The 25,305-nt window shown below is 70.5% G+C and carries 21 protein-coding genes; 10 read left to right on the top strand and 11 right to left on the bottom strand.

Features of this window, described 5'->3' with window-relative positions; all coding sequences use genetic code 11:
• Positions 1-50: 50 nt before the first annotated feature.
• From ITI46_RS01495 to ITI46_RS01485, 3 genes are all read right to left on the bottom strand, one after another.
• Entirely contained in the window at positions 51-599 is a 549-nt protein-coding gene (locus ITI46_RS01495) for a hypothetical protein (RefSeq protein ID WP_209237348.1), read from the bottom strand.
• A 190-nt stretch (positions 600-789) separates the two neighbouring features.
• On the bottom strand, positions 790-1,695 hold the full coding sequence (locus ITI46_RS01490; RefSeq protein WP_209237346.1) for a tRNA (adenine-N1)-methyltransferase: 906 nt from the start codon (positions 1,693-1,695) through the stop codon (positions 790-792).
• 31 nt (positions 1,696-1,726) lie between these two features.
• On the bottom strand, positions 1,727-3,013 hold the full coding sequence (locus ITI46_RS01485) for a site-2 protease family protein (RefSeq protein ID WP_209237344.1): 1,287 nt from the start codon (positions 3,011-3,013) through the stop codon (positions 1,727-1,729).
• 143 nt (positions 3,014-3,156) lie between these two features.
• Between ITI46_RS01485 and ITI46_RS01480 the strand changes: the two genes are divergently transcribed.
• Both ITI46_RS01480 and ITI46_RS01475 read left to right on the top strand, forming a co-directional pair.
• Positions 3,157-4,056, top strand: coding sequence for a RecB family exonuclease (locus ITI46_RS01480; protein ID WP_209237342.1), 900 nt, complete (start codon positions 3,157-3,159; stop codon positions 4,054-4,056).
• 46 nt (positions 4,057-4,102) lie between these two features.
• Positions 4,103-4,774 (top strand): response regulator, encoded by a 672-nt coding sequence (locus tag ITI46_RS01475; protein ID WP_019356404.1) that lies wholly within the window; start codon positions 4,103-4,105, stop codon positions 4,772-4,774.
• Between the two features lie 55 nt (positions 4,775-4,829).
• On the opposite strand, the gene ITI46_RS01470 is transcribed toward ITI46_RS01475, so the two are convergent.
• The 3 genes from ITI46_RS01470 to metH all read right to left on the bottom strand — a co-directional run bounded on the left by ITI46_RS01470 (position 4,830) and on the right by metH (position 11,153).
• Positions 4,830-6,422 (bottom strand): ABC transporter substrate-binding protein, encoded by a 1,593-nt coding sequence (locus ITI46_RS01470; RefSeq protein ID WP_209237340.1) that lies wholly within the window; start codon positions 6,420-6,422, stop codon positions 4,830-4,832.
• Between the two features lie 384 nt (positions 6,423-6,806).
• Positions 6,807-7,508 carry an HAD family hydrolase gene (locus ITI46_RS01465; RefSeq protein ID WP_209237338.1) on the bottom strand — a complete coding sequence of 234 codons (702 nt, stop codon included), beginning with the start codon at positions 7,506-7,508 and terminating at the stop codon, positions 6,807-6,809.
• A gap of 123 nt (positions 7,509-7,631) precedes the next feature.
• Complete coding sequence (gene metH, locus ITI46_RS01460; RefSeq protein WP_209237336.1) at positions 7,632-11,153, bottom strand: methionine synthase; 3,522 nt, start codon at positions 11,151-11,153, stop codon at positions 7,632-7,634.
• Between the two features lie 218 nt (positions 11,154-11,371).
• Here metH and ITI46_RS01455 point away from each other — a divergent pair, with 218 nt between their 5' ends.
• From ITI46_RS01455 to ITI46_RS01425, 7 genes are all read left to right on the top strand, one after another.
• Positions 11,372-12,160, top strand: a complete 789-nt coding sequence (locus tag ITI46_RS01455; RefSeq protein WP_209237334.1) for an IclR family transcriptional regulator — start codon at positions 11,372-11,374, stop codon at positions 12,158-12,160.
• Between the two features lie 260 nt (positions 12,161-12,420).
• Complete coding sequence (locus ITI46_RS01450; protein ID WP_209237332.1) at positions 12,421-13,194, top strand: MIP/aquaporin family protein; 774 nt, start codon at positions 12,421-12,423, stop codon at positions 13,192-13,194.
• Positions 13,195-13,246: 52 nt separating this feature from the next.
• The gene (glpK, locus tag ITI46_RS01445; RefSeq protein WP_209237330.1) at positions 13,247-14,791 is read left to right on the top strand and encodes a glycerol kinase GlpK; all 1,545 of its coding nucleotides are present in this window, start codon (positions 13,247-13,249) and stop codon (positions 14,789-14,791) included.
• Between the two features lie 5 nt (positions 14,792-14,796).
• The gene (locus ITI46_RS01440) at positions 14,797-16,401 is read left to right on the top strand and encodes a glycerol-3-phosphate dehydrogenase/oxidase (protein WP_209237327.1); all 1,605 of its coding nucleotides are present in this window, start codon (positions 14,797-14,799) and stop codon (positions 16,399-16,401) included.
• 247 nt (positions 16,402-16,648) lie between these two features.
• A complete protein-coding gene (locus tag ITI46_RS01435; protein WP_209237325.1) occupies positions 16,649-17,764 on the top strand; it encodes a glycoside hydrolase family 18 protein in 1,116 nt (371 codons plus the stop codon).
• Between the two features lie 35 nt (positions 17,765-17,799).
• Complete coding sequence (locus ITI46_RS01430) at positions 17,800-18,492, top strand: FadR/GntR family transcriptional regulator (protein WP_209237323.1); 693 nt, start codon at positions 17,800-17,802, stop codon at positions 18,490-18,492.
• A 109-nt stretch (positions 18,493-18,601) separates the two neighbouring features.
• A complete protein-coding gene (locus ITI46_RS01425; RefSeq protein WP_209237321.1) occupies positions 18,602-19,582 on the top strand; it encodes a PAC2 family protein in 981 nt (326 codons plus the stop codon).
• 47 nt (positions 19,583-19,629) lie between these two features.
• Here the strand turns inward: ITI46_RS01425 and mshC are convergent, their stop codons facing one another.
• The 4 genes from mshC to ITI46_RS01405 form a co-directional block, all read right to left on the bottom strand.
• Positions 19,630-20,859, bottom strand: a complete 1,230-nt coding sequence (gene mshC / locus ITI46_RS01420; RefSeq protein WP_209237319.1) for a cysteine--1-D-myo-inosityl 2-amino-2-deoxy-alpha-D-glucopyranoside ligase — start codon at positions 20,857-20,859, stop codon at positions 19,630-19,632.
• A 128-nt stretch (positions 20,860-20,987) separates the two neighbouring features.
• Positions 20,988-21,905 (bottom strand): SCO1664 family protein, encoded by a 918-nt coding sequence (locus ITI46_RS01415; protein WP_209237318.1) that lies wholly within the window; start codon positions 21,903-21,905, stop codon positions 20,988-20,990.
• The gene (locus ITI46_RS01410) at positions 21,902-22,492 is read right to left on the bottom strand and encodes a DUF3090 domain-containing protein (protein ID WP_209237316.1); all 591 of its coding nucleotides are present in this window, start codon (positions 22,490-22,492) and stop codon (positions 21,902-21,904) included. The genes ITI46_RS01415 and ITI46_RS01410 overlap by 4 nt, the downstream gene beginning before the upstream one ends.
• A 75-nt stretch (positions 22,493-22,567) precedes the next feature.
• Positions 22,568-23,284, bottom strand: a complete 717-nt coding sequence (locus ITI46_RS01405) for a histidine phosphatase family protein (protein ID WP_209237314.1) — start codon at positions 23,282-23,284, stop codon at positions 22,568-22,570.
• A 67-nt stretch (positions 23,285-23,351) separates the two neighbouring features.
• Here ITI46_RS01405 and corA point away from each other — a divergent pair, with 67 nt between their 5' ends.
• The gene (corA, locus tag ITI46_RS01400; protein WP_209237380.1) at positions 23,352-24,344 is read left to right on the top strand and encodes a magnesium/cobalt transporter CorA; all 993 of its coding nucleotides are present in this window, start codon (positions 23,352-23,354) and stop codon (positions 24,342-24,344) included.
• A gap of 51 nt (positions 24,345-24,395) precedes the next feature.
• Here the strand turns inward: corA and ITI46_RS01395 are convergent, their stop codons facing one another.
• Positions 24,396-25,187, bottom strand: a complete 792-nt coding sequence (locus tag ITI46_RS01395; protein ID WP_209237313.1) for a ferritin-like domain-containing protein — start codon at positions 25,185-25,187, stop codon at positions 24,396-24,398.
• Positions 25,188-25,305: the final 118 nt, after the last annotated feature.

Genomic DNA, 25,305 nt, shown 5'->3' with positions numbered 1-25,305 from the left:
CCGAGCCGGAGTCGAGGCGGCGGGCCGGTGCGGGCCGGCGGGCGGGCCCGTCAGACGCTGACGCCACCGCCCGCCACCGGTCCTGGACGCAGCGCGAACTTCCCCTCGCGCCATTCCCACTTGACCGGGCGTCGCTTGTCGGGGCAGCAGCGCGGCACATCGGCCGACGAGTAGCCGAGGAGGGTCGCGGAGATGGTGGTGCCGCGTACGCCGAGGTCCCGGACCGACATTCCCTCCCGCTGTTCGACGAGGGTGGCGGCGATCCGCGGGCGGCGGCCGTCGGGGGCGCCGGAGAGCACGAAGACCGCGCTGGGCGGGGTGCCGCCGTGCGCCTGGCAGCGGACGACCGCGGCGGTCTCCGCCGTGCCGTCGCCGTCGAAGTCGGCGGCGGCCTTGTCGAGTACGTCGACGCCGGCCCCGCTCGTGCCGCAGTCCAGCGGGTAGCGGGCGCGGGCCGGATCGGGAGCCTTGCCTGAGGCGGGGGCCGGGGTGGCGGTGGCGGGTTGCAGAAGGGCCGTGCCGCCCAGTACGGCGGCGAGGGCTGCTGTGGTGGCGAGCCAGTGGACGGCACGGGTGCGGGTGTGCGGCAGTTCCGTCACTCGGGGTGACTCCTGTGCGGGACGAGGCGAACGCGGAGTGCTCCGCATCGTGCCATAGGTCACACCGGCGCGTAACGGCGGGCCCCTCTTGGCAGGTCCCGCCCCAACGCCGCTGCCCCGTACCCGGGTTCGGCCCCGGTACGGGCATCCCGCACGGGGCCGCAGCCCGCAAACGACAGCCAGGGCCGGGCTAGGCCCGGCCTCCCCCGGACTGGGAGCCAGGACCCGTGTAGTCCTCCCCGTAGGCACCCTTCGCCGGCCGCCGCCGGCGAAGGGGCGGCTCGACGCCGTCGGCCAGCCGGCGAGCAGTGAGCAGAAAGCCGGTGTGGCCGATCATGCGATGGTCGGGGCGGACGGCGAGGCCCTCGATGTGCCAGTTGCGCACCATCGTCTCCCAGGCCTGCGGCTCGTTGAACGTACCGGACTCGCGGATCGACTCGACCATGCGCGCCATCTGCGTCGTGGTGGCGACGTAGGCACACAGGATGCCGCCGGGCACCAGGGCCTTGGAGACGGCCCCCAGGCACTCCCAGGGGGCGAGCATGTCGAGGATGACGCGGTCGACGTCGGCGTCGTCGAGGTTGTCCTGGAGGTCACCGACGGTCAGCGTCCAGGCCGGGTGGGGGCTGCCGAAGTAGCGCTCCACATTCTGCTGGGCGATCTCCGCGAAGTCGGCTCGGCGCTCGTAGGAGTGCAGCATGCCCTGGTCGCCGATGGCGCGGAGCAGGAAGGTGCTCAGCGAGCCGGAGCCGACCCCCGCCTCGACGACGCGTGCGCCGGGGAAGATGTCGGCCATGGCGAGCACCTGTCCGGCGTCCTTGGGGTAGACGACGGCGGCTCCCCGCGGCATGGACAGGACATAGTCGGGGAGCAGTGGACGCAGCGCGAGGTAGGCGACGTTTCCGGTGGTACGGACGACACTCCCCTCGGGCGCACCGATCAGCTCGTCATGGGGGAAGGCTCCCTTGTGGGTGTGGAAGCTCTTTCCCTCTTCGAGGGTGATCGTGTAGTGGCGTCCCTTGGGGTCGGTGAGCTGGACCTGGTCCCCGACCTTGAAGGGCCCGCGACGGCGGGCGGCACCGGTCGGTTCGGACATACGCACAGCCTAGCCGCTCCGCTGGGTACGGCTAACCGGAGGGCTTGGCACCGTCCTGGTCCTGGCGCTTGGACATGGCCTCGACAAACGCACGCTCGACATCGGCGGTGGACAGCACGCCGTAGATCTCGCCCGTCTCCTCCACCACCAGATACTCGGTGGCGGGGGTGGCACGCAGCCACTCCAGCAGATCCTCGCCGGCCAGCTCGGCGGGGACCCGCATGCCCTCCTTCAGATCCTGGGCGAGGGTGCTGACCGCGACCCAGGGGCGGCGGTGCTCGGGTACGGAGGCGATGGCGGCCTCCCTGACCAGGGAGAGCGGGTCGCCCTTGCCGTCGACGACGACCAGGCCGCGGGCGCCGGCGGCGTTGGCGCGGCGCAGCGCCTCGGACAGGGGGGTGTCGGTCTCGACGGGGACGGCACGCCGGGTCAGCGTACGGGCGCGCAGCTCGGGCAGGCGTTCGCGCAGCCTGGCCATCCGCAGGCTGTTTCCGGCCCCGGTCCAGATGATGGCGGCCAGGATCGCGGCGAGCAGCGCGTCGGTGAGGGAGTCGACGCCGCTGACGCTGCCCCTGGCCAGGCCGCCCGCGTGGGTGGCCAGCGGGAGGCCGATCAGTACGGTGACGGCGAGCGCCCGGCCCACCCAGGCGGCGGCGACGGTTCCGGTCATCGGTTTGCCGCTGATCTTCCAGACCACGGCGCGCAGCATCCGGCCGCCGTCCAGCGGCAGCCCTGGCAGCAGGTTGAAGGCGGCGACGATGAGGTTGGAGATCATCAGCCCGGCGAGCAGCACTCCGGGGACGGTGCGGGGCTCGACAGCGAGCATCGCGGCGTAGAAGACGCCGGCCAGGGCGAGGGAGAGCAGCGGGCCGACGAAGGCCAGCACGAACTCGCGGCCGGGGCTCTCGGACTCCTTCTCGATCTCGGAGACGCCGCCGAAGAACTGGAGCTGGATGCGGCGCACCGGCAGTTTGAAGCGGAGCGCGGCGACCGTGTGGGCCAGCTCGTGGACGAGGACGGAGGCGTAGAAGGCGACGGCGAAGAAGAGCGCGATCAGATAGCGCACCACGCCCAGCTCGGGCAGTACGCGGTCGAGCTGTCCGCCGAAGACCCAGGTGATCAGGAGCGCGACGAGGAACCAGGACGGGGCGACGTAGACGGGGACGCCGAACGGACGGCCCATCAGGATGCCGCCGCCCGGAGTGTTGGGGCGTACGGGTTTGCCGGGAGCCGGCTGACGGCGCTTCGGCTCTTCGGGGCCGTTCCCCTCGCCGGAGCCGCCGGACCGCGGCTTCCCGTCGTTGTCCTCGTCCGCCACGGGTTCCCCTCTGCTGCTTCCCTCGCGCCCCCGCTGCGCCGCGCTGCTGCTGCGTCAGCCCGGGTTGGCGATCGTCCGACGCGAGGGGTCTGCCGTCGATGGTAAGTGTCCGCTGTCAGTGGCGGGCCGTAGGGTCTTACCCCATGAGAACCAGCGCGGCCACACCGCCGACCTCGCTGTCGCCCTCCCGGGCGGGGGACTTCATGCAGTGCCCGCTGCTCTACCGCTTCCGGGTGATCGACAAACTGCCGGAGAAGCCATCGGCCGCCGCCACTCGGGGGACGGTGGTGCACGCGGTGCTGGAGAGACTCTTCGACGCTCCGGCCCAGGAGCGCAGCGCGCGGCGGGCGCGGGCCATGGTGGCCGGCGAGTGGGAGCGGCTGCTGGCCAAGCGCCCGGAGCTGGCCGAGCTGTTCGCCGAGGACACCTCGGACGGCGCCCAGTTGGCGCAGTGGCTGGCGGAGGCCGAGGCGCTGGTGGAGCGGTGGTTCACCCTGGAGGACCCCACCCGGTTGGAGCCCGCGGAGCGCGAGCTGTTCGTGGAGGCGCGGCTGGAGTCGGGGCTGCGGCTGCGCGGGATCATCGACCGGGTGGATGTGGCGCCCACCGGCGAGGTGCGGATCGTCGACTACAAGACGGGCAAGGCGCCGCGCCCCGAGTACGCCGAGGGCCCGCTGTTCCAGATGAAGTTCTACGCCCTGGTGCTGTGGCGGCTGCGCGGAGTGGTGCCCCGGCGGTTGCAGCTGGTCTTCCTGGGCAGCGGTGACGTCCTCACCTATGACCCCGAGGAGCGCGATCTGCTGGCCACCGAGCGGAAGCTGCTGGCGCTGTGGGACGCGATCGAGCGGGCGACGGAGACGGGCGACTGGCGCCCCAAGCCGAGCAAGCTGTGCGGCTGGTGCGACCACCAGGCGCACTGCCCCGAGTTCGGCGGCACTCCCCCGCCGTATCCGCTGACGATCCAGCCCCGGCTGCCCGAGCCGAGGGGGCCTGAGCCGGAGTCCGCGTCGGAAGGGGCAACGGGCCACAGCCACGGGGGCTGAGTGAGAATGGGGCGATCGGTGCCGTCCGTCCCCCTGAGGAGTTCCCGTGGCAATCCGCGTACTGCTGGTCGACGACCAGCCGCTGCTGCGCACCGGTTTCCGGATGATTCTGGAGGCCGAGCAGGACATTGCGGTGGTCGGTGAGGCGGGTGACGGTCTGCAGGCGCTGGATCAGGTGCGGGCGCTGCAGCCGGACGTGGTGCTGATGGACATCCGGATGCCGCGGATGGACGGGGTGGAGGCCACCCGCCGGATCACCGGGCCCGCCAAGGACGGCCCGGCGAAGGTGCTGGTCCTGACCACGTTCGACCTGGACGAGTATGTGGTGGAGGCGCTGCGGGCCGGAGCCAGCGGGTTCCTGCTGAAGGACGCGCCGGCCGGTGAGCTGGTGCAGGCCATCCGGGTGGTGGCGGCGGGCGAGGCGATGCTGGCCCCGAGCATCACCCGGCGGCTGCTGGACAAGTACGCGGGCAAGCTGCCCTCGGGCGAGGAGCCGGTGCCGGACACGCTGCATCAGCTGACGGAGCGTGAGGTCGAGGTGCTGAAGCTGGTGGCACGCGGGCTGTCGAACGCGGAGATCGCGGCGGATCTGTTCGTGAGCGAGACGACCGTCAAGACGCATGTGGGGCATGTGCTGACGAAGCTGGGGCTGCGGGACCGGGTGCAGGCAGCGGTCTACGCGTACGAGAGCGGGCTGGTGCGGCCGGGGTCGGCGTGAGCCGGCGACGGGAAGTTTGCTGGGGGGCTTGGCCCCCCAGCCTTCCTCGGACGCGTCAGTCCGTCCGGCCCCTGCCCAGCTCCCACAGCTGGAGTACCGAGGAGGAGTTGAGGGCCCACTCGACGCCGGTGATGTCGTCGCGGGCTGCCAGGTACTGCTTGCCCTGCCACAGCGGAAGCACCGGGACGTCCTCGGCGACGATGTTCTGGGCGCGGCCGAAGGCGCCGGTGGTGGCGGCGCGTTGGGGCTGGCTGCGGGTCTGCGGGACCAGCTTGTCGCGGATCTCGTGGTTGGTGTACGGCGAGCCGAGGAAGTTGTCCTTCGCGAAGAAGGGGGCGACGAAATTGTCCGCGTCGGGGAAGTCGGGGTACCAGCCGTAGCCCCAGACCTGGTATTTGCCGTCGGTGGCCGCGGGGCGGAACTCGTCCCACTTGACGCCCTTGGTCTGTACGTCGAACAGGCCGCTGTCGTTGAGCTGCTGCTTCAGTACGGCGAACTCCTTGGCGGTGGCGTCGCCGTAGTGGTCCGTGGTGTAGGTGAGGGTGAGCTTGACGGGCTTGTCGATGCCCGCGCTGCGCAGGGTGCGCTCGGCCGCGGCCTTGCTGGGGTTGCCGTATTTGTTGAAGAACGAGTTGCGGTGGGCGGGCAGTCCGGCGGGCACGATGCTGTAGAGCGGCTCGGCGCTGCGGTCGTAGGCGTCCCGCACGATCTTCTTGCGGTCGATGAGCTGGGCCATGGCGCGGCGGACGGCCTTCTTGCCCGCGGTGCCGTCGTCGGTGTCGAACGCCAGGTAGCGGATCTCCTGGCCGGGCTGTTCGACCAGCTCGATGCCGTTGCCCTGGGCCTCGGCCAGCCGGCCGACCTGGCCGGGCGAGATGGTGCGGCCCATGACATCGATGTCGCCCGCCTCGAGGGCCTTCTCCATGCCTGCGGCACTGTCGAAGAAGCGCAGTTCGATCTTGCTGTTGTGCAGCTTCACCCGGCCCTTGTAGTGGGGGTTCCTGGTGAGGACGGCGGACTTGCCGTCGATGCTGTCCAGCGCGTAGGGGCCCGAGCCGGTCAGCTCGCCTCCCTTGGTGAGGGAGTCGGCCGGGTAGGTCTGGCTGTCCACGATGGCGGCGGCCGGGGTGGTCAGCTTGTAGGGGAAGGTCGCGTCGGGCTTCTTGAGGTGGAAGGAGACCTGGTTCTTCCCGTCGGTCTCGACGCGGTCGAGGTTGCTGAAGAGGACGGCCGGGCCGCCCTTGTGGTTGATGCGCTTGAGGCGCCGCAGGGAGAAGGCGACATCCTCGGCGTCCAGCGCGTGCCCGTTGGAGAACGTCTGCCCCTCGCGCAGCGTGCAGCTGTACTGCTGGTCCGCCGCGTCGCTGAAGGCGCACTCGGCGGCGTCCGGCACCGGCGAGGTCCCGGTGCGCGGGAGGCGCAGCAGCGTCTGGAAGGTGTTGCGCATGACGCCCCAGGCCGCGATGTCGTACGCGGCCGCCGGGTCGAACGGGGCGGGCTTGTTCTTGCCGACCGCGAAGTGGTCCGTCGTCCCGACGACGATCGCGTCGCCGCCGGCGCTCCCGCCCTTCTCGGTCCCGCACCCGGTGAGAAGCGGCGTGAGCAGCCCGGCGGCGAGCACGGGCAGCACGGCAGTTCTACGGTTCATGGTCGACGATCTCCTCGGCCGGCCAGGGTTTGTTGCAGGGGTGGAATGGCCGGTACACCGACATTAATGGTCTACTCCGGTCCCACCCGAATTCGCGCACCCCGGAACCGGTTTCACGGACAGAAACCACGGACTTCCTGTCCGCTATCCGGACACAGGAACGATTTCCGCGTCGCTCCACCAATGCGGACACAAGGGAACGACATTTTCCCCACCAGCCCCAGGAGCACCACACCTCACCCGTGTCGCCCAGGGGGTCGGGAGTGACGAACGTCACTGGACCAATCTGCGTACCGGACACCGGAGTTAATCATTCCGCCGCGCCCGCCACAGCGTATTTTCCGCGTCCCGCGAAATGGAAGATCGACGCCCGGAAGCAGGCTTTCAGCGCGCGACCATGATCCGTGAACGGAGGAATTCGAGATCGACTTCTTCGAGTGAACCCACAATGGTGCGCCCGGACTTGGCCTTGATCGGCGCGATGGAGGGCACGGCCACGACATGGCAGCCGGCGGCCTCAGCCGCGGCCACGCCGGTGGCGGTGTCCTCCAGCACGGCGCAGCGCGCCGGGTCGGCGCCCAGTCGGCGTGCGGCGGTCAGATACGGATCGGGGTGCGGCTTGGTACGGGCCAGCTCGTCGCCGGCGACCGTGAAGGCGAAGTTCTCCGGGCCGATCCAGGTGAGCATCCGGTCGACAACGGTGCGGTGCGAGGCCGAGACGAGCGCCGTGGGGATCCGGTGGGCCGCAAGCTCCGCCAGCAGGCGGCGGGCGCCGGGCATCAACGGGACGCCGCGCTCCAGCCGCTCGGTGAACTTGGCGTTCAGCAGCACGCTGAGCTCTTCCAGGCCGATATCGGCTGCCGTGGCCTCGATCAGAAAGCCGGCGCTGCGCGACATCGGCCCGCCGACCACCACCGTGCGCCACTCGTCGCGCAGCTCGTGCCCCAGCTCGGCGAAGACCTCGACCTCCGCGTCCCACCAGAAGTCCTCGGTGTCGACCAAGGTGCCGTCCATGTCGAGCAGTACGGCCTGGAGCGCCGGCTCTTCACCTGTCAGTGTGGTGACGGCGGGGGATGGACCGACCATCCGCTGCACCTCCTTGAAAGTCGACTCCAAAGGGACGACAAGGCCGGCCGCCCCCTCCTGGCGGAACCCCGCCGAAGGGGACGACCGGCCTGTACCGGACCGATCAGTGTATGACGTATACCCTCATCGGGCGTTGAAATACTTGGCCTCGGGGTGGTGCAGCACGATGGCGTCGGTCGACTGTTCGGGATGCAGCTGGAACTCCTCGGACAGCTGGACGCCGATCCGCTCGGGCCGCAGCAGCTCGGCGATCTTGGCGCGGTCCTCCAGGTTGGGGCAGGCGCCGTAGCCCAGGGAGAAGCGCGCCCCCCGGTACTTCAGGTCGAACATGCCCTGCATCTGGTCGGGGTCCTCACCGGCGAAGCCCAGTTCGCTGCGGACCCGGGCGTGCCAGTACTCGGCCAGCGCCTCGGCGAGCTGTACGGAGAGGCCGTGCAGCTCCAGGTAGTCGCGGTAGGCGTCGCCCGCGAACAGTTCGGCGGTCTTCTCGCCGATCTTCGAGCCGACGGTGACCACCTGGAGGCCGACCACGTCCGTCTCGCCCGAGTCCTCCGGACGGAAGAAATCGGCCAGGCACAGCCGGCGGCCGCGGCGCTGGCGCGGGAAGGTGAAGCGGGTGCGCTCGTTGCCCTGTTCGTCCAGCAGGATCAGGTCGTCGCCCTTGGAGTAGCAGGGGAAGTAGCCGTAGACGGCGGACGCCTCCAGCAGATTCTCCGTCTGCAGCCGCTCCAGCCAGCCGCGCAGCCGCGGCCGGCCCTCGGTCTCCACCAGCTCCTCGTAGGAGGGGCCGCCGCCCTTGCGGGACTCCTTGAGCCCCCACTGGCCCTTGAACAGGGCGCCTTCGTCGAGCCAGGAGGCGTAGTCCTGCTGCTGGAGCCCCTTGACGACGCGGGTCCCCCAGAAGGGCGGTTCCGGAACGGGGTTGTCGACAGCCACATCGGAGCGGACCGAGCCGTCGTTGACCTCCGGCTCGGGGATGTCCAGGTCCCGCTTGGGCACCCGGCGCTGCTTGAGCTCGGGCAGCTTGGCGCCGGGGACGCCGCGCTTGACGTCCATCAGAGCGTCCATGAGGCTCAGCCCCTCGAAGGCGTCCTTGGCGTAGCGGACCTCGCCCTCGTAGATCTCGTGCAGGTCCTGTTCGACATAGGCACGGGTGAGCGCGGCGCCGCCGAGGATGACGGGGAAGTCGGCGGCCATCTTGCGCTGGTTGAGCTCCTCCAGGTTCTCCTTCATGATCACCGTGGACTTCACCAGCAGCCCGGACATGCCGATCACGTCCGCGCGGTGCTCGGCAGCGGCCTCCAGGATGGCGCTCACCGGCTGTTTGATGCCGAGGTTGACCACCTGGTAGCCGTTGTTGGACAGGATGATGTCGACCAGGTTCTTGCCGATGTCGTGCACGTCGCCGCGCACCGTGGCCAGCACGATCGTGCCCTTGCCCTCGGCGTCCTCGTTCTTCTCCATGTGCGGTTCGAGGTGGGCGACCGCGGCCTTCATCACCTCGGCCGACTGGAGCACGAACGGCAGCTGCATCTGGCCGGAGCCGAACAGCTCGCCGACCACCTTCATGCCCGCCAGCAGCGTGTCGTTGACGATGTCGAGCGCGGGCCGTTCCTCCAGCGCCTCGTCCAGGTCGGCCTCCAGGCCGTTGCGCTCGCCGTCGATGATGCGGCGCTGGAGGCGCTCCTCCAGCGGGAGGGCCGCCAGTTCCTCGGCCTTGCCGGCCTTCATCGACTTGGCGGTGGCGCCCTCGAACAGCTCCATCAGCTTCTGCAGCGGGTCGTAGCCCTCGCCGCGCCGGTCGTAGATCAGATCGCGGGCCGCTGTGACCTGCTCGTCGTCGAACCGGGAGATCGGCAGGATCTTGCTGGCGTGCACGATCGCGGCGTCCAGGCCCGCCTTGACGCACTCGTCCAGGAAGACGGAGTTGAGCACGATCCGGGCCGCCGGGTTCAGGCCGAAGGAGATGTTCGACAGGCCCAGCACGGTCTGTACGTCGGGGTGCTTGCGCTTCAGCTGCCGGATGGCCTCGATGGTGTTGACGCCGTCCTTGCGGGACTCCTCCTGGCCCGTGCAGATGGTGAAGGTGAGGACGTCGATGAGGATGTCCGACTCATGGATGCCGTAGTTGCCGGTCAGGTCCTCGATGAGGCGTTCGGCGATGGCGACCTTGTGCTCGGCGGTGCGGGCCTGGCCCTCCTCGTCGATGGTCAGCGCGATGAGCGCCGCACCGTGCTCGGCCGCCAGCTTGGTGACCTTCGCGAAGCGGGAGTCGGGGCCGGCGCCGTCCTCGTAGTTGACGGAGTTGATGACGGCACGGCCGCCCAGCTTCTCAAGACCGGCCTGGATGACGGCGATCTCGGTGGAGTCCAGCACGATCGGCAGCGTGGAGGCCGTTGCCAGCCGCCCGGCCAGCTCCGTCATGTCCGCGACGCCGTCCCGGCCGACATAGTCGACGCACAGGTCGAGCATGTGGGCGCCCTCGCGGATCTGCTCGCGGGCCAGCTCGACGCAGTCCTCCCAACGCTGCTCCAGCATCGCCTCGCGGAACTTCTTCGACCCGTTGGCGTTGGTCCGCTCCCCGATGGCCAGGTACGAGGTGTCCTGGCGGAAGGGCACCGCCTGGTAGAGGGAGGCCGCCGCCGGCTCCGGCTGCGGTTCGCGCGGCGCGGGCTCACGGCCGCGTACCCGCTCCACCAGCTGCCGCAGGTGCTCGGGCGTCGTACCGCAGCAGCCGCCCACCAGGGAGAGGCCGTAGTCGCGGATGAAGGTGTCGTGCGCGTCCGCCAGCTCCTGCGGGGTGAGCGGGTAGCTGGCGCCGTCCTTGCCCAGCACCGGCAGGCCGGCGTTCGGCATGCAGGAGAGCGGGACGCGCGAGTGCTGGGCCAGATAGCGCAGGTGCTCGCTCATCTCGGCGGGGCCGGTGGCGCAGTTCAGCCCGATCATGTCGATGCCCAGCGGCTCCAGTGCCGCGAGCGCGGCGCCGATCTCGGAGCCGAGCAGCATGGTGCCGGTCGTCTCGACGGTGACCGAGCACAGCAGCGGCAGGTCGGCGCCCGCCGCCTGCATCGCGCGGCGGGCGCCGATGACGGCCGCCTTGGTCTGCAGCAGGTCCTGGGTGGTCTCCACCAGCAGCGCGTCGGCGCCGCCTGCGATCATCCCTTCGGCGTTCTGCTGATAGGCGTCCCGCAGCGTGGTGTACGGGGCGTGGCCGAGGGTCGGCAGCTTGGTGCCAGGGCCCATGGAGCCCAGCACCCAGCGCATCCGGCCATCCCCCGACTCGAACTCCTCGGCGACGTCGCGGGCGATGCGTACGCCCTTCTCGGAGAGCTCGAAGATGCGGTCGGTGATCTCGTACTCCCCCAGCGCCGCGTGGTTGGCGCCGAAGGTGTTGGTCTCCACGCAGTCCACGCCAGCGGCGAAGTACTCCTGGTGGACCGCGCGGATGATGTCGGGGCGGGTCACGTTCAGGATCTCGTTGCAGCCCTCCAGCTGCTCAAAATCCTCCAGCGTCGGGTCCTGCGCCTGGATCATCGTCCCCATCGCGCCGTCGGCGACGACGACACGGGAGGCCAGCGCTTCGCGAAGCGCTTCGGCCCGGGTGGGGGACGAGGATGCGGTCGTGCTGCTCGGCGACGAGGCCATGGAAGAAGCTCCCTGGGATGCGACGGCTGTCGGCTTTGCGCGCCAGTGCGGCAGCGCACCCGGTCAGCGTAGCGGGCGGACGCAAGAATGCCGGTCGACATTCCGACCATCGGACACTCCGGAACTCGATCCCGACTCGATCCCGACTACCGCCGCGTCGACATCAAGCGATAGCGTTCGGCATTGTCGAATCGGAGGCAGCAGGTCAGGGAGGACCGATGGCCCGGACCATCCAGTCGCTGGAGCGTGCGGCGGCCGTACTACGGCTGTTGGCGGGCGGTGAACGGCGGCTCGGGCTCTCCGAGATCGCCTCGGCGCTCGACCTCGCCAAGGGTACGGCGCACGGGCTGCTGCGCACCCTGCAGCAGGAGGGCTTCGTCGAGCAGGAGCCGGTCACCGGCCGCTATCAGCTGGGCGCCGAGCTGCTGCGCCTGGGCAACAGCTATCTCGACGTCCACGAGCTGCGGTCCCGGGCACTTGTCTGGACGGACGATCTCGCCCGCTCCAGCGGGGAGAGCGTCTATCTGGGCGTGCTCCACCAGCAGGGCGTGCTCATCGTGCACCACGTCTTCCGCCCGGACGACAGCCGCCAGGTGCTGGAGGTCGGCGCCATGCAGCCGCTGCACAGCACGGCGCTGGGCAAGGTGCTGTGCGCGTACGACCCGGTGGCGCTGAGCGAGGCCCTGGACGGCGAGCAGCCGGCGTTCACCGACCGCACGGCGACCGAACCCGAGCAGTTCGAGACGCTGCTGGAGACGGTGCGGGCGCGCGGCTGGGCGGCGGACGTGGAGGAGACCTGGGACGGGCTCGCCTCGGTGGCCGCACCGATCCACGACCGGCGCCGGATGCCGGTGGGCGCGGTGGGGATCACCGGCGCCGTTGAACGGGTGTGCGAAGGCGGCGAACTGCTCCCCCGGCTGGTCGCGGCCGTACGCGACACGGCACGCGCGGTCTCCCGCGACCTGGGCGCCCAGCGGTTCCCGGCCCCTGGAACGCAGCGGTTCTGAGCCGCCGGCGACCGGCAGTACCGGCCCCTGAGGGAGGGTTCGCGGTCCCGGTGGGAGCTGTCGCACCGTCTGGCCTTGCAGAAGTGCCACCACCGCTGTGTGCCCGCAGGATGACAGGCAGGAGTCATCTGTCACAGGCCCTTGACGGGACCCTCACTTAGGAGAAAAGTTGCCGTTCGGCGGTCGACATTGTCGAACACCGGACGCTCCCCGACCGGCCCGCCTATCCCCATCTGGACAAAAGGACAAAGGAGTCGCGGGTGTCCAGCTCCGACATCTTCGCAAGCGAGGTCCTCGGCACGATGGTGCTGGTGCTCCTCGGTGGCGGCGTCTGCGCCGCAGTCAGTCTCAAACGTTCCAAGGCATTCGCAGCCGGCTGGGTCGCCATCGCCTTCGGCTGGGGCTTCGCGGTCCTCACCGGCGCGTACATCGCCCAGTCCTCGGGCGCCCACCTCAATCCGGCCGTCACCATCGCCCTCGCCCTGAAGGAGGGCAAGGGCGCCACCCCCTGGAGCGACGTTCCGGTCTACCTGGGCAGCGAGCTGCTCGGCGCCATGCTCGGCGCGGTACTGGTCTGGCTCGTCTACTACGCCCAGTTCCAGGTCACGCTCCGGGAGCCGGACGCCGTCGAGATGAAGGACGCGAACCCGGGTCCTGCGCACGGTGTCTTCTTCACCTCTCCCGAGGTGCGCAAGCCCTGGCTGAACCTCCTCACCGAGGTCATCGCGACCTTCGTACTGATCATCGCGATCCTCACCCAGGGCCTGGTCAAGGACGTCGACGGCACCGTCGGCCTCGGCAAGCTGGGCGCCTTGATCACAGCGCTGGTCGTCGTCGGTATCGGTCTGTCGCTCGGTGGACCCACCGGGTACGCCATCAACCCGGTGCGTGACCTCGGTCCCCGCATCGTCCACGCGGTGCTGCCGCTGCCCAACAAGGGCGGCAGCGACTGGAGCTACGCCTGGGTGCCCGTGGTGGGTCCGCTGCTCGGATCCGCCATCGCCGCCGGGGTCTACAACCTCGCATGGGGATGAGCGACACCCCCGCCCGCCGACCGAACCAACGACGTATCGGAGCCAAGAGACCATGAGCGACACCCACAGCACCCACGCCTCCGCGCACGGCGGCGGCCCCTTCATAGCCGCGATCGACCAGGGCACCACCTCCAGCCGCTGCATCGTCTTCGACAAGGACGGCCGGATCGTCGCGGTCGACCAGAAGGAGCACGAGCAGATCCTGCCGAAGCCGGGCTGGGTCGAGCACGACGCCGCCGAGATCTGGACCAACGTCCAGCAGGTGGTCACCGGCGCGCTGGAGAAGGCCGGAGTCACCAAGAGCGATGTGCTGGCTCTGGGCATCACCAACCAGCGCGAGACCACCGTCCTGTGGGAGAAGGCGACCGGCAGGCCGGTGCACAACGCCATCGTCTGGCAGGACACCCGCACCGACACTCTCTGCAAGGAGCTGGGCCGCAACGTCGGCCAGGACCGGTTCCGCCGCGAGACCGGCCTGCCGCTGGCGTCCTACTTCGCGGGCCCGAAGATCCGCTGGCTGCTCGACAACGTCGAGGGGCTGCGGGAGCGCGCCGAGCGGGGCGAGATCCTCTTCGGCACCATGGACTCCTGGGTCATCTGGAACCTGACCGGCGGGCCCAACGGGGGCAAGCACGTCACCGACGTCACCAACGCCTCCCGCACGCTGCTGATGAACCTGCACACCATGGCGTGGGACGAGAAGATCTGCGCCTCCATCGGCGTCCCCATGGAGGTGCTGCCCGAGATCCGGTCCTCGTCCGAGGTGTACGGCGAGGCCACCGGTGAGCTGGCGGGGCTGCCCGTCGCCTCCGCGCTGGGCGACCAGCAGGCGGCGCTGTTCGGCCAGACCTGCTTCGCGCAGGGCGAGGCCAAGTCGACGTACGGCACCGGCACCTTCCTGCTGATGAACACCGGCCACGAGCCGGTCAACTCCTACAACGGGCTGCTCACCACCGTCGGCTACCGCATCGGTGACCAGCAGCCGGTCTTCGCGCTGGAGGGCTCCATCGCGGTCACCGGCTCGCTGGTGCAGTGGATGCGGGACCAGATGGGGCTGATCAACAGCGCGGCGGAGATCGAGACGCTGGCCAGCTCCGTCGAGGACAACGGCGGCGCCTACTTCGTCCCGGCGTTCTCCGGCCTGTTCGCCCCGTACTGGCGCTCGGACGCGCGCGGCGTCATAGCCGGCCTGACCCGCTACGTCACCAAGGCGCACCTGGCCCGCGCGGTGCTGGAGGCGACCGCCTGGCAGACCCGCGAGATCGTCGACGCGATGCAGAAGGACTCGGACGTCGAGCTGGCAGCGCTGAAGGTGGACGGCGGTATGACCGCCAACAACCTGCTGATGCAGACCATCTCCGACGTACTGGACGCGCCCGTCGTCCGTCCGATGGTTGCCGAGACCACCTGTCTCGGTGCGGCGTACGCGGCCGGTCTGGCCGTCGGTTTCTGGTCGGACACCGACGAGCTGCGGGCCAACTGGAAGCGCGCCGCTGAATGGACCCCCCGCATGGACGCGGACACGCGTGAGCGGGAATACCGGAACTGGCTCAAGGCCGTGGAGCGGACCATGGGCTGGATCGAAGAGGAGAACTGAGAGTAATGAACACCTCGCAGAGCGTCCCCACCCTCGGGACGCACCCGACTGCCGGCAGCAACCCTGGCCGCGCAGAGACCAGAGAGCTGCTCGCGAACGCGACGTACGACCTGCTGGTCATAGGCGGCGGCATCCTGGGCACCTCGGTCGCCTGGCATGCGGCGCAGTCGGGGCTGCGGGTGGCCATGGTGGACGCCGGCGACTTCGCCGGTGCCACCTCCTCCGCGTCCTCGAAGCTGGTGCACGGCGGCCTGCGGTATCTGCAGACCGGCGCGGTCAAGCTCGTCGCGGAGAACCACCACGAGCGGCGGGTGCTGGCCAAGGACGTGGCCCCGCACCTGGTCAACCCGCTCACCTTCTACCTGCCCGTCTACAAGGGCGGCCCGCACGGCGCCACCAAGCTGGGTGCCGGCGTCTTCGCCTACTCGGCGCTGTCCGCCTTCGGTGACGGCGTGGGCCGGGTGATCTCCCCCGCCAAGGCCGCCGCCGACAACCCGGCGCTGCGTACCGACAACCTCAAGGCCGTCGCGGTCTACGGCGACCACCAGATGAACGACTCGCGGATGGCCGTGATGACCGTCCGCGCCGCCGTGGAGTCGGGCGCCGTCGTCCTCAACCACGCGGAGGTCACCGGGCTGCGCTTCACCCGCGGCCGGGTCACCGGCGCGGAGCTGAAGGACCGGACGGACGGTACGGAGTTCGGCGTCGACGCGCGGCTGGTGCTCAATGCGACCGGGCCGTGGGTGGACCACCTGCGCAGGATGGAGGACAGCGGTGCGGCGCCCTCCATCCGGCTGTCCAAGGGCGCCCACCTGGTGCTCAAGCGCAAGTCGCCGTGGCGGGCCGCGATGGCCACCCCCATCGACAAGTACCGCATCACCTTCGCGCTGCCGTGGGAGGACCAGCTGCTGCTGGGCACCACGGACGAGGAGTACACCGGCGACCCGGCCGACGTACGGGCCACCGAGGCCGACATCCAGCAGATCCTGGACGAGGCCGCGTTCTCGGTACGGGACGCCGATCTGAACCGCGATCTGATGACGTACGCCTTCGCCGGGCTACGCGTGCTGCCGGGCGGCCCCGGCGGCGTGGAGTCCGCCAAGCGCGAGACCGTCGTCACCGAGGGCAAGGGCGGCATGCTGTCGGTCGCCGGCGGCAAGTGGACCACCTACCGGCACATCGGCCGCACGGTGATGAACAAGCTGGAGAAGCTGCCCGGCGGCCTGGTGGAGGACAGCGTTCCGGTCAAGGAGCTGGTGCGGCGCACCCCGCTGCCCGGCATCGCCAACCCGAACGCGGTCGCGCACCGGCTGCTGGTCGACCGCGAACCCGGCGTCCGCATGGACCCGCTGACCGCCCGCCAGCTGGCCACCCACTACGGCTCGCTCTCCTTCGACATCGCCCGCCTGGTCAACGAGGACCCGGCACTGGGCGAGCGCATCCACCCGGACGGGCCGGAGATCTGGGCCCAGGTCGTCTACGCCCGCGACCACGAGTGGGCCGAGACGGTCGACGACGTCGCCCGCCGCCGCACCACCCTGACCATCCGCGGCCTGGACACCGACGAGGTCCGCAGCCGGATCGAGGATCTGCTCGGCAAGCGGGACTGACCCGGCGGGGGCGTACGCGGATCACGGCGTGCGCCCCTGTACCGGGTGGATCACGGCATGCGCCCCTGTACCGGGTGGATCACGGCATGCGCCCCTGTACTGCGTGCCGACGACTGCTGCACCGGTTCCGTCTGCGCAGTTGTCTCCTCGCTACACCCTCGTGCCCGTGCGATCACCAGTTCGGCAGCTTGGTAACGGGGGCGTTCCCCCGCCCCTGGCAGCGCACTGTGCATGGCACCGTCCTGGCATGAACGGCGAAAGAACGAAGCCCGCCGGGTCGCAGGGGATGGGGCTGCGGTGGCTGCGAAGGCGGCTGCGGATGCCCGGGCGGACCCGGGCGCGGCGGGCCCTGGGGTGGACAGCGCTCGTGCTCGGAGTTGTCGTCGTACTGCCGGTGACCGGCGCGGCGACGGCGCTCCGCGTCTCCTACGCGGGCGACCCGCACGCGGACGCGCGCACCCGGGGGCGGGACGCGCTGTGGCTCGGGCACGCGTGGGTGGACGGGCGGCGCGGCGAGGACGATCTCAAGGCTCTCAAGCGGCGGCTGGCGGGCACCGGAATCCGCGACCTGTATGTGCACGCAGGACCGCTGGAGCACGACGGCTCCCTCCCGGCCAAGCGCTACCCGCACGCCAAGTGGCTGCTGGGCGCGGTCGAGCGGGAGCTGCCGGGTGTGCGGGTCCAGGCGTGGCTGGGTGACCGGCTCGTGTACGGGGACGAGGAGCGCGGTGGGCTGCGGCTGGCCGACGGCGCGGCGCGGCGCGCGGTGGTCAAGAGCGCCCGTCAGGTGCTGGACGCGGGTTTCGACGGTGTGCACTTCGACTTGGAGCCGCTGCACTCGGACGACAGCGACTATCTGCGGCTGCTGGACCGGCTGCGCCCTGCGGTCCGCGCGCGGGGCGGGCTGCTGTCCGTCGCCGCGCACCAGATCGATCCGCTGCCGGGACTGCACCACGTCTCCGGGACGGTCGCCGGGCACGGCAAGTGGTGGTCGCAGGAGTACTTCGGCAAGGTCGCGCGGCGGGTGGACCAGATCGCGGTGATGTCGTACGACACCGCCCTGCCCGCGAAGAGCCTGTACGGCGGCTATGTGGCGCAGCAGACGGTGCTGGCCCTGGAAGCGGCGCCCGCGCGCGTCGACGTGCTGATGGGGCTGCCCTTCTACCACACGGACGACATGGGGCATCACGCCTCGGCGGAGACGGTCGCCGCCGCGGTGCGCGGGGTGCGGCTGGGGCTGGGCCGCGAGGACCGGAGGCGCAGCCGGTTCGGCGTCGCCCTCTATGTCGACTTCGCGGCGACGGAGCGGGACTGGCGGGACTACCGCAACGGCTGGGGCGCACGGGGCGGGGGAGCACAGTGAGAACACACGTATCGGATGTCATGGGGAGGCAGCGCGTGGCCGTTACCGATGAGGCGATCGACAAGATCAAAGGCATGATCGTCTCGGGGCAGCTGGGCCCCGGTGACCGGCTGCCGAAGGAGAACGAGCTCGCCGCCGAGCTGGGGCTGTCGCGCAATTCGCTGCGCGAGGCGGTCCGCGCGCTGTCGCTGATCCGCGTACTCGACGTACGCCAGGGCGACGGCACCTATGTCACCAGCCTGGACCCGAAGCTGCTGCTGGAGGCGATGAGCTTCGTCGTGGACTTCCACCGCGACGACACCGTCCTGGAGTTCCTCGCCGTGCGCCGCATCCTGGAGCCCGCCGCCACGGCGCTGGCCGGGCCCCGGATACCCGTGGCGGAGCTGGATGCGCTGGAGAGCCGGCTGGACGCGCTGGAGCGGCGGCTGGAGACGCTGGACCCGGATCCCGCCGCGGAGGAACTGGTCGTCGCCGACCTGGAGTTCCACCACCGCATCGTGGCAGCCTCGGGCAACTCCGTACTGTGCTCCCTGCTGGACGGCCTGGCCGGGCCCACCACACGGGCCCGGATGTGGCGGGGGCCGACGCGGAGGGACACCGTGGGCCGCACCCTGGACGAGCACCGGCGGATCCTCGCCGCCTTGCGGGCCCGCGACGCCGAGGCGGCACGCTCCTGGTCGACGGTGCACATCGCCGGCGCGGAGCAGTGGCTGCGCTCGGTGCTGTGAGCTGTTGTTGTCCGGCAACGTGCGGGGGCTGCGGCTCGGGCACCGGCACGGCATAGGCTTGGGCCCGCAGGCGACAGCAGGCTAGGACAGCAAGCTAAGGAGGAGCTGGGTGATCGAGCTGGAGGGGGTTCCCGAGCTGGTCGACCCAGTCATGGTGGCCGCGTTCGAGGGCTGGAACGACGCCGGAGACGCCGCCTCCACCGCGGTCGCGCACCTGGAGAAGGAGTGGAAGGGCGAGGTCTTCGCGGCGCTGGACGCGGAGGACTACTACGACTTCCAGGTCAACCGGCCGCAGGTGTTCATGGACGGCGGTGTCCGCAAGGTCACCTGGCCCACCACGCGGCTGTCCGTCGTGCGCGTGGAGGACGCCGACGGCAAGGGGAAGCGGCGCGATCTGGTGCTCGTACGCGGTATCGAGCCCAGCATGCGGTGGCGCTCGTTCTGCAACGAGATCCTGGGCTTCGCCCATGAGCTGGGCGTCGAGCTGGTGGTCGTGCTGGGCGCGCTGCTCGGCGACACCCCGCACACCAGGCCGGTTCCGGTCACCGGCGTCACCTCGGACGCCGATCTGGCGCGCACCATGAACCTGGAGGAGTCGCGGTACGAGGGCCCGACCGGCATCGTCGGCATCCTCCAGGAAGCCTGCACCCACGCGGGCGTCCCGGCGGCCAGCCTGTGGGCGGCCGTCCCGCACTACGTCTCCCAGCCGCCCAACCCGAAGGCGACGCTCGCCCTCCTCAACCGGCTGGAGGACCTGCTGGGCCTCCGGATCCCGATGGGGGAGCTGCCCGAGGACGCCCGCGCGTGGCAGATCGGCGTCGACCAGCTCGCGGCGGAGGACAGCGAGGTCGCCGAGTACGTGCAGTCGCTGGAGGAGGCGCGGGACACCGCCGAGCTGCCGGAGGCGTCGGGAGAGGCCATCGCGAAGGAGTTCGAGCGCTATCTCCGGCGCCGCGACGGAGGCGGCTCCGCCGATGGGGGCTCCGCGCCCGGTAGTCCCCCGTATCTGCGGGACCAGGGGCAGCAGCCCCCGCCCCCGCCGAAGCCCGGCGCCGAGCCGCCGCGGCCTGACGACTCCGACGAGGAGTAGGACCACGTCCCCGCGCTCCGAAAGGGGCGCGGGGAACTGCGCGATTCTTACAGCGCCACGCCCAGCAGGGCGTCCACCGTGCGGGAGGCCAGGCCAGGGGCTCCCTCGTCGGTGCCGCCCCGGGTGGCCTGCTCCTCGGCCCAGGCGTCGACCGCCGCCAGCGCGGCAGGCGTGTCCAGGTCGTCGGCGAGGGCGACCCGCACCGACTCCAGCATGGACTCGGCGGGCGGCCCGTCCGGCCGCGAGACCGCCGAACGCCAGCGGGCGAGGCGGGCCTTGGCCTCGTCCAGCACCGCCTCGGTGTACTCCCAGTCGGCGCGGTAGTGGTGCGCCAGCAGGGCGAGCCGGATGGCGGCCGGATCGACCCCGTCCTTCCGCAGCTGCGAGACGAAGACGAGGTTGCCCTTGGACTTGGACATCTTCTCGCCGTCCAGCCCGACCATCCCCGCGTGCACATAGGTACGCGCGAAGGGGAACTCCCCGGTCAGCGCCTGCGCGTGCGAGGCGCCCATCTCGTGGTGCGGGAAGGCGAGATCGGAGCCGCCGCCCTGGACGTCGAAGCCCATGCCCAGGTGCTCCAGGGCGATGGCCACGCACTCGATGTGCCAGCCGGGGCGCCCCGGGCCGAGGGTGCCGCCGTCCCAGTGCGGTTCGCCCTCGCGGGCAGCCGTCCACAGCATCGGGTCGAGCGGGTTCTTCTTGCCGGGCCGCTCGGGGTCGCCCCCGCGCTCGGCGGACAGCAGCCGCATCGTCTCGGCGTCGTAGCCGGAGACCTCGCCGAAGTGTGCGTCGGATTCGACGGAGAAGTAGATGTCGCCTTCGAGTTCGTAGGCGGCGCCCATGTCGCGCAGCCGTTCGACCAGCGGAACAATCGTGGGGATGGACTCCACAGCGCCGATGTAGTGCTTCGGCGGCAGCATCCGAAGGGCCGTCATGTCCTCGCGGAACAGCGCCGTTTCGCGCTCCGCGAGGGCCGTCCAGTCCATGTTCGTCGCGACGGCCCGCTCCAGCAGCGGGTCGTCCACATCCGTGACGTTCTGTATGTAGTGAACCTGGCGCTTGGTGTCGAGCCACACGCGCTGCACGAGGTCGAACGCGTTGTAGGTCGCCGCGTGTCCCAGGTGGGTGGCGTCGTACGGGGTGATGCCACACACATAGATACGGGCGACAGGACCGGGGGTGAGGGTTACTCGGCCGCCGGTCGCGGTGTCGTGGATGTCGAGGTCGCGGCCCTGTCCGGGCAGGACGGGGACCTCGGTAGCGGGCCAGGCATGCATGCATTGAGCCTAACCCGGACTGGTGTTCCGTATCCGGCCGGATGGACGCCGTCCGGGCCCGGCCGGGTGGCCGCCCGGCCGTCCGGGGAGGGTGAGCCCGGGGCGTCACCCCCCAGGCCGGTGACGCTCTAGACGGGTGGCCAGGGGATCGCGGGCCACTCGCCGCTCGGCAGCGGGTGCCGGCCCGAGCTGAGCAGGGCCTCCACCCGCTTGCGCGCGGCCTCCACCTCGGCGTCGGTCAGCAGCCGGGAGAGCCGTACGGCCAGCGGGGCGCCCTCGGCGAGGGTGGCGGACAGCGCACGCAGCGCCTCGACGGCCTCGGCGGTCAGCTCCTCGCCCGCCCAGCCCCACAGCAGGGTGCGCAGCTTGTCGTCCACGTGGAAGGTGACGCCGTGGTCGATGGCGTACAGTGCGCCGTCCGGCCGGGGCAGCAGATGGCCGCCCTTGCGGTCACCGTTGTTGATCACCGCGTCGAGTACGGCGAGCCGGCGCAGCCGGGGATCGTCGGCGTGCACCAGCAGCGCCGTCCGGCCGTCGCCGACCTCCGCGAAACCGACCGCCTTCCAGCCCTCCCCCGGCTCGTCACCGTCGACCAGTGCGAGCAGCGGCGCGGGCTCGTCCGCCGCCGGGTCGTCCTCCGCCTCGATGCCCTCGATGTCGTGGGCGTCGTCTTCGGCGTCGTCTTCGGCGTCGTCTTCGGCGTCCGGCAGCTCCCCCACCCACGCCTGGCACATGCCCGTGCCGTACGGGCCCTCGCGCAGCACGGTGGCGGGTATCAGATCCCAGCCGGTGGCGCGGGAGATCTCATAGGCCGCGACCTCGCGCTGGGCGAGGTTGCCGTCGGGAAAGTCCCACAGCGGGCGCTCACCCGCGACGGGCTTGTAGACGCAGGGCAGGCTGCGTCCCTCGTGCTCGACCGTGCCGAACAGCACGGCGTTGGAGGCCGCCCTGATCCGTCCGTGCACCGTGAGGGTGCCCTGTGCCAGCGGCTCGCGGGTGGACTCGGCGGCCGGAGCCGGGCTGTTGTGGGATGGTGTGCCGTTCATTCGCCCCGGCGGTATCCGTTCTGGCGCGGACACACGTGTCCCTCCGGGTCGAGCGGCAGGCTGCACAGCGGGCACGGCGGGCGGCCCGCGTTCACGACCTCCATCGCCCGCTTGGCGAACGCGCGGGCCATGCTGCCGCTGATCCGTACCCGAAGCATCGGTGGGCCGTTCTCGTCGTCCTGCAGCAGCCGTTCCTCGGCGTCGGCCAGGTCCTCGTCCTCGCCCGGCTCCAGCTCCACGATGGCCTGCGCCTCGACGACCATCCGCTCGCCCTCGCCGTCCCAGGCCAGAGCCATGGTGCCGACCCGGAACTCCTCCTCGACCGGCGTCTCCAGCGGCGCCTTGTCATCGACCTCGGAGGGGGCGACGGCGGGAACGGGCGCACTGCCGCCGGAGCGGCGCACCACCTCGTCAAGCAGCTCGTCGATCCGTTCGGCGAGCGCTTCGACCTGCGCCTTCTCCAGGGCCACGCTCGTGGTGCGGCCTCCTGCACTGGCCTGGAGAAAGAAGGTGCGGCGGCCAGGCAGACCGACGGTACCGGCGACGAACCGGTCCGGCGGGTCGTACAGAAATACCTGACGGGACACGTTCTGCTCCGTTGGGTTCGACGGCTTGAGTGGCTTCGGACATCCGCACCCTACTGTGCGTTGCGATCATCGTGCTCAGGCGCTTCCGCCCACAGTCGCGTTCCCCTCCCCGGTGCCTCCCCCGTCACCTCCAGTGTCGCCCTCCTCGTCCGTACGGTCCGGCGGTGCGAGAGAGGCCAGTTCCCCGGTGTCGCCGAGCCGGAGCAGGAAGGGGCGCAGGGGGGTGTAGGCGATGGCCGTGACCGAGCAGGGGGCCACGGATATCCGCTGGAAGAGGTCGAGGTGCATGCCGAGCGCGTCCGCGACGATCGACTTGACGATGTCACCGTGCGAACACATCAGGTAGACGGCGCCGGGGCCGTGCTCGGCCTCGATCCGTGCGTTCCAGTCGCGTACGGCGTCCACGGCACGGGCCTGCATGGCGCGCAGCGACTCACCGCCGGGGAAGGCGGCGGCCGAGGGGTGGCGCTGGACGGTCGCCATCAGGGGTTCGTCGTTCAGCTCCGCGAGCTTGCGGCCCGACCAGTCGCCGTAGTCGCACTCGGTGATGCGCTCCTCGGTGTGCAGCGGCAACCCGGGGGCTGCCTCGGTCAGCGGCGCCAGGGTCTCCTGGCAGCGGCGCAGCGGGCTGCTGACGGCGGCGGCCAGCGGAATGTCCCGCAGCCGGCCGGGCAGCTCGGCCGCCTGCCGCTGTCCGTGCTCGTCCAGGGCGACTCCGGGTGTCCGACCGGCCAGCAGCCCGTCGGTGTTCGCCGTGGACCTGCCGTGGCGTACGAGGATCAGCGTGGGCATGCCGCAACCCTAAGCGAGTCGCCTCGGGTGCCGCTCTCCGGTTGTGAGACGGCACAGGCCCGGAAGAATTCGAGAGGTGATCGTCGATTGTGCGCTCTACCGCAACGGGCAGCGCGCGGACCGTCCTGAGGACTTCTCGGAGGCGCTGGCCCAGGCCAGGTCCGCCTCCGACGCGTTCTTGTGGATCGGCCTGTACGAGCCGACCGAGGCGGAGTTCGACCGGGTCACCCGTGCCTTCGGCCTGCACCCGCTGGCGGTGGAGGACTCCTTGCACGCACACCAGCGGCCGAAGCTGGAGGTGTACGAGGACTCGCTGTTCCTGGTGCTCAAGCCGGTCGGCTACGACGAGGCCAGCGGCGAGCTGAGCACGGGCGAGCTGATGGTCTTCGTGGGCGACTCGTTCGTGCTGACCGTACGGCACGGGGAGGCCAACCCGCTGGGCTCGGTGCGCAGCCGTCTGGAGGCCGAGCCCGAGGTGCTGCGGCACGGCCCGACCGCGGTGATGTACGCGGTCAGCGACACCGTCGTGGACCACTACCTGGAGGTCGCGGCAGCTCTCCTGACGGACCTGGACGAACTGGAGGCCAGTGTCTTCGCCCGGGAGAGCCGGGAGGCGGCGGACATGGTGAGCCGGATCTACGAGTTCAAGCGGCGCGCCCTGGAGTTCCGCCGGGCGACGGTGCCGCTGACCGACCCGGTGACCCGGCTGACGGGGTCGGGGGTGCCGTTCGTGCACAAGGACTCGCGGCTGTTCTTCCGCGATGTGGCCGACCATCTCTCGCGGGTGAACGAGCAGGTGGAGTCCATCGACCGGCTGCTGTCGGACATCCTGTCGGCGTATCTGGCGCAGATGGGCGTGCGGCAGAACGACGACATGCGCAAGATCTCCGCGTGGGCGGCGATGTTCGCCGTACCGACCGCGATCGCAGGCGTGTACGGCATGAACTTCGACCACATGCCGGAGCTGCACTGGATCTGGGGCTATCCGGCGACGATCCTGCTGATGGTGACGGTCTGCGTGGTGCTCTTCCGCGTCTTCAAGCGCCGCGACTGGCTCTAGCCCGCCGCCCGGCAACACCCCCCGCGCGTACTCAGGCGTACCCGGGCGTCCTCACGCGTACTCGGGCGCCGCGTCCGGCCGTCCGGTGCCCAGCGCGTTGCGCCGCTCGGGCATCCGGAGGGTGACCATCCGGCGCCAGCCGCCCAGCCGCTCCCATACGTACCGCCCGTGGATACCCAGCGCGACGAGCCCGTACTTCGCCCCGGACCAGCCCAGGATGCGCGCCATCCGGCTCATGACGGCCAGACTGACGTCGCGGTAGACCTTGATCTCGGCGAGTGCGCTCTCGCGCAGCAGCTCCCTGATGGTGCCGGCGTGCCCGGCACGGGCGAGGTGGAGCAGTTCCTCGTGGCAGTACGCCAGGTGGTTGTCCTCGTCCTTGGAGATCATCTTCACCGCGCGGCCGAGCTCGGGGTGGTCGCCCGCCACCTTCTTGAGCAGGATCATCTCCTCGGAGGCCCGCTGTTCGGTGACCCGGCTGTGCGCGAGGTAGGTGAGCACGTCGTATTCGGTCAACGGCTCGTCGCGGCGCAGCTTCTCGTGGGCCAGACCGATGCCCAGCCCTTCCAGGATCATCGTGTAGTCGGTGTCGTCGGGGATCTCGGCGGCCTCGAGTCCGCGCTTGTTCAGCAGCGCCATGAAGATCCGGCCGTGCTTGTCCTCGTCCGCACCGTGCCGGACGATCTTGGGCGCGAGGTGGCGCTGGGTCTCCGGGACGAGTACGGCGATCCGGCCGTTCTCCCAGCCGCCCTGTGCCTCGCCGCTGGCCGCGATGGAGCAGAAGAGCCGGAAGGACTCGTCGTTGTCGAGGATTTCCTGGAACAGACTCCTGGCCGAGAGCATCACTGCCACCTCCGTGCACAGTTCCGAAACAGCACGACACCCGAGGAGATCGAGTCAAATGCCGCTCGGAAGAACGGGCAACAGGGGAGCAGCCGGTCTGCGCCGAACGCAGGAGCCG

The sequence above is a fragment of the Streptomyces oryzae genome (genome assembly GCF_017676365.1).
In the GTDB taxonomy this organism is placed as follows: Bacteria; Actinomycetota; Actinomycetes; order Streptomycetales; family Streptomycetaceae; genus Streptomyces; species Streptomyces oryzae.
The sequence above is the reverse complement of the archived record's forward strand: the minus strand, read 5'-3'. Positions and strand labels throughout refer to the sequence as shown.

Bases quoted from the DNA above. Each gene is read 5' to 3' on its own strand.
- ITI46_RS01440 (WP_209237327.1), top strand. From the start codon at position 14,797: ATGAACACCTCGCAGAGCGTCCCCACCCTCGGGACGCACCCGACTGCC.
- ITI46_RS01465 (WP_209237338.1), bottom strand. From the start codon at position 7,508: ATGGTCGGTCCATCCCCCGCCGTCACCACACTGACAGGTGAAGAGCCG.
- ITI46_RS01470 (WP_209237340.1), bottom strand. From the start codon at position 6,422: ATGAACCGTAGAACTGCCGTGCTGCCCGTGCTCGCCGCCGGGCTGCTC.
- ITI46_RS01415 (WP_209237318.1), bottom strand. From the start codon at position 21,905: ATGAACGGCACACCATCCCACAACAGCCCGGCTCCGGCCGCCGAGTCC.
- ITI46_RS01490 (WP_209237346.1), bottom strand. From the start codon at position 1,695: ATGTCCGAACCGACCGGTGCCGCCCGCCGTCGCGGGCCCTTCAAGGTC.
- ITI46_RS01480 (WP_209237342.1), top strand. From the start codon at position 3,157: ATGAGAACCAGCGCGGCCACACCGCCGACCTCGCTGTCGCCCTCCCGG.
- ITI46_RS01405 (WP_209237314.1), bottom strand. From the start codon at position 23,284: ATGCCCACGCTGATCCTCGTACGCCACGGCAGGTCCACGGCGAACACC.
- ITI46_RS01395 (WP_209237313.1), bottom strand. From the start codon at position 25,187: ATGCTCTCGGCCAGGAGTCTGTTCCAGGAAATCCTCGACAACGACGAG.
- ITI46_RS01455 (WP_209237334.1), top strand. From the start codon at position 11,372: ATGGCCCGGACCATCCAGTCGCTGGAGCGTGCGGCGGCCGTACTACGG.
- mshC (WP_209237319.1), bottom strand. From the start codon at position 20,859: ATGCATGCCTGGCCCGCTACCGAGGTCCCCGTCCTGCCCGGACAGGGC.
- glpK (WP_209237330.1), top strand. From the start codon at position 13,247: ATGAGCGACACCCACAGCACCCACGCCTCCGCGCACGGCGGCGGCCCC.
- metH (WP_209237336.1), bottom strand. From the start codon at position 11,153: ATGGCCTCGTCGCCGAGCAGCACGACCGCATCCTCGTCCCCCACCCGG.
- ITI46_RS01435 (WP_209237325.1), top strand. From the start codon at position 16,649: ATGAACGGCGAAAGAACGAAGCCCGCCGGGTCGCAGGGGATGGGGCTG.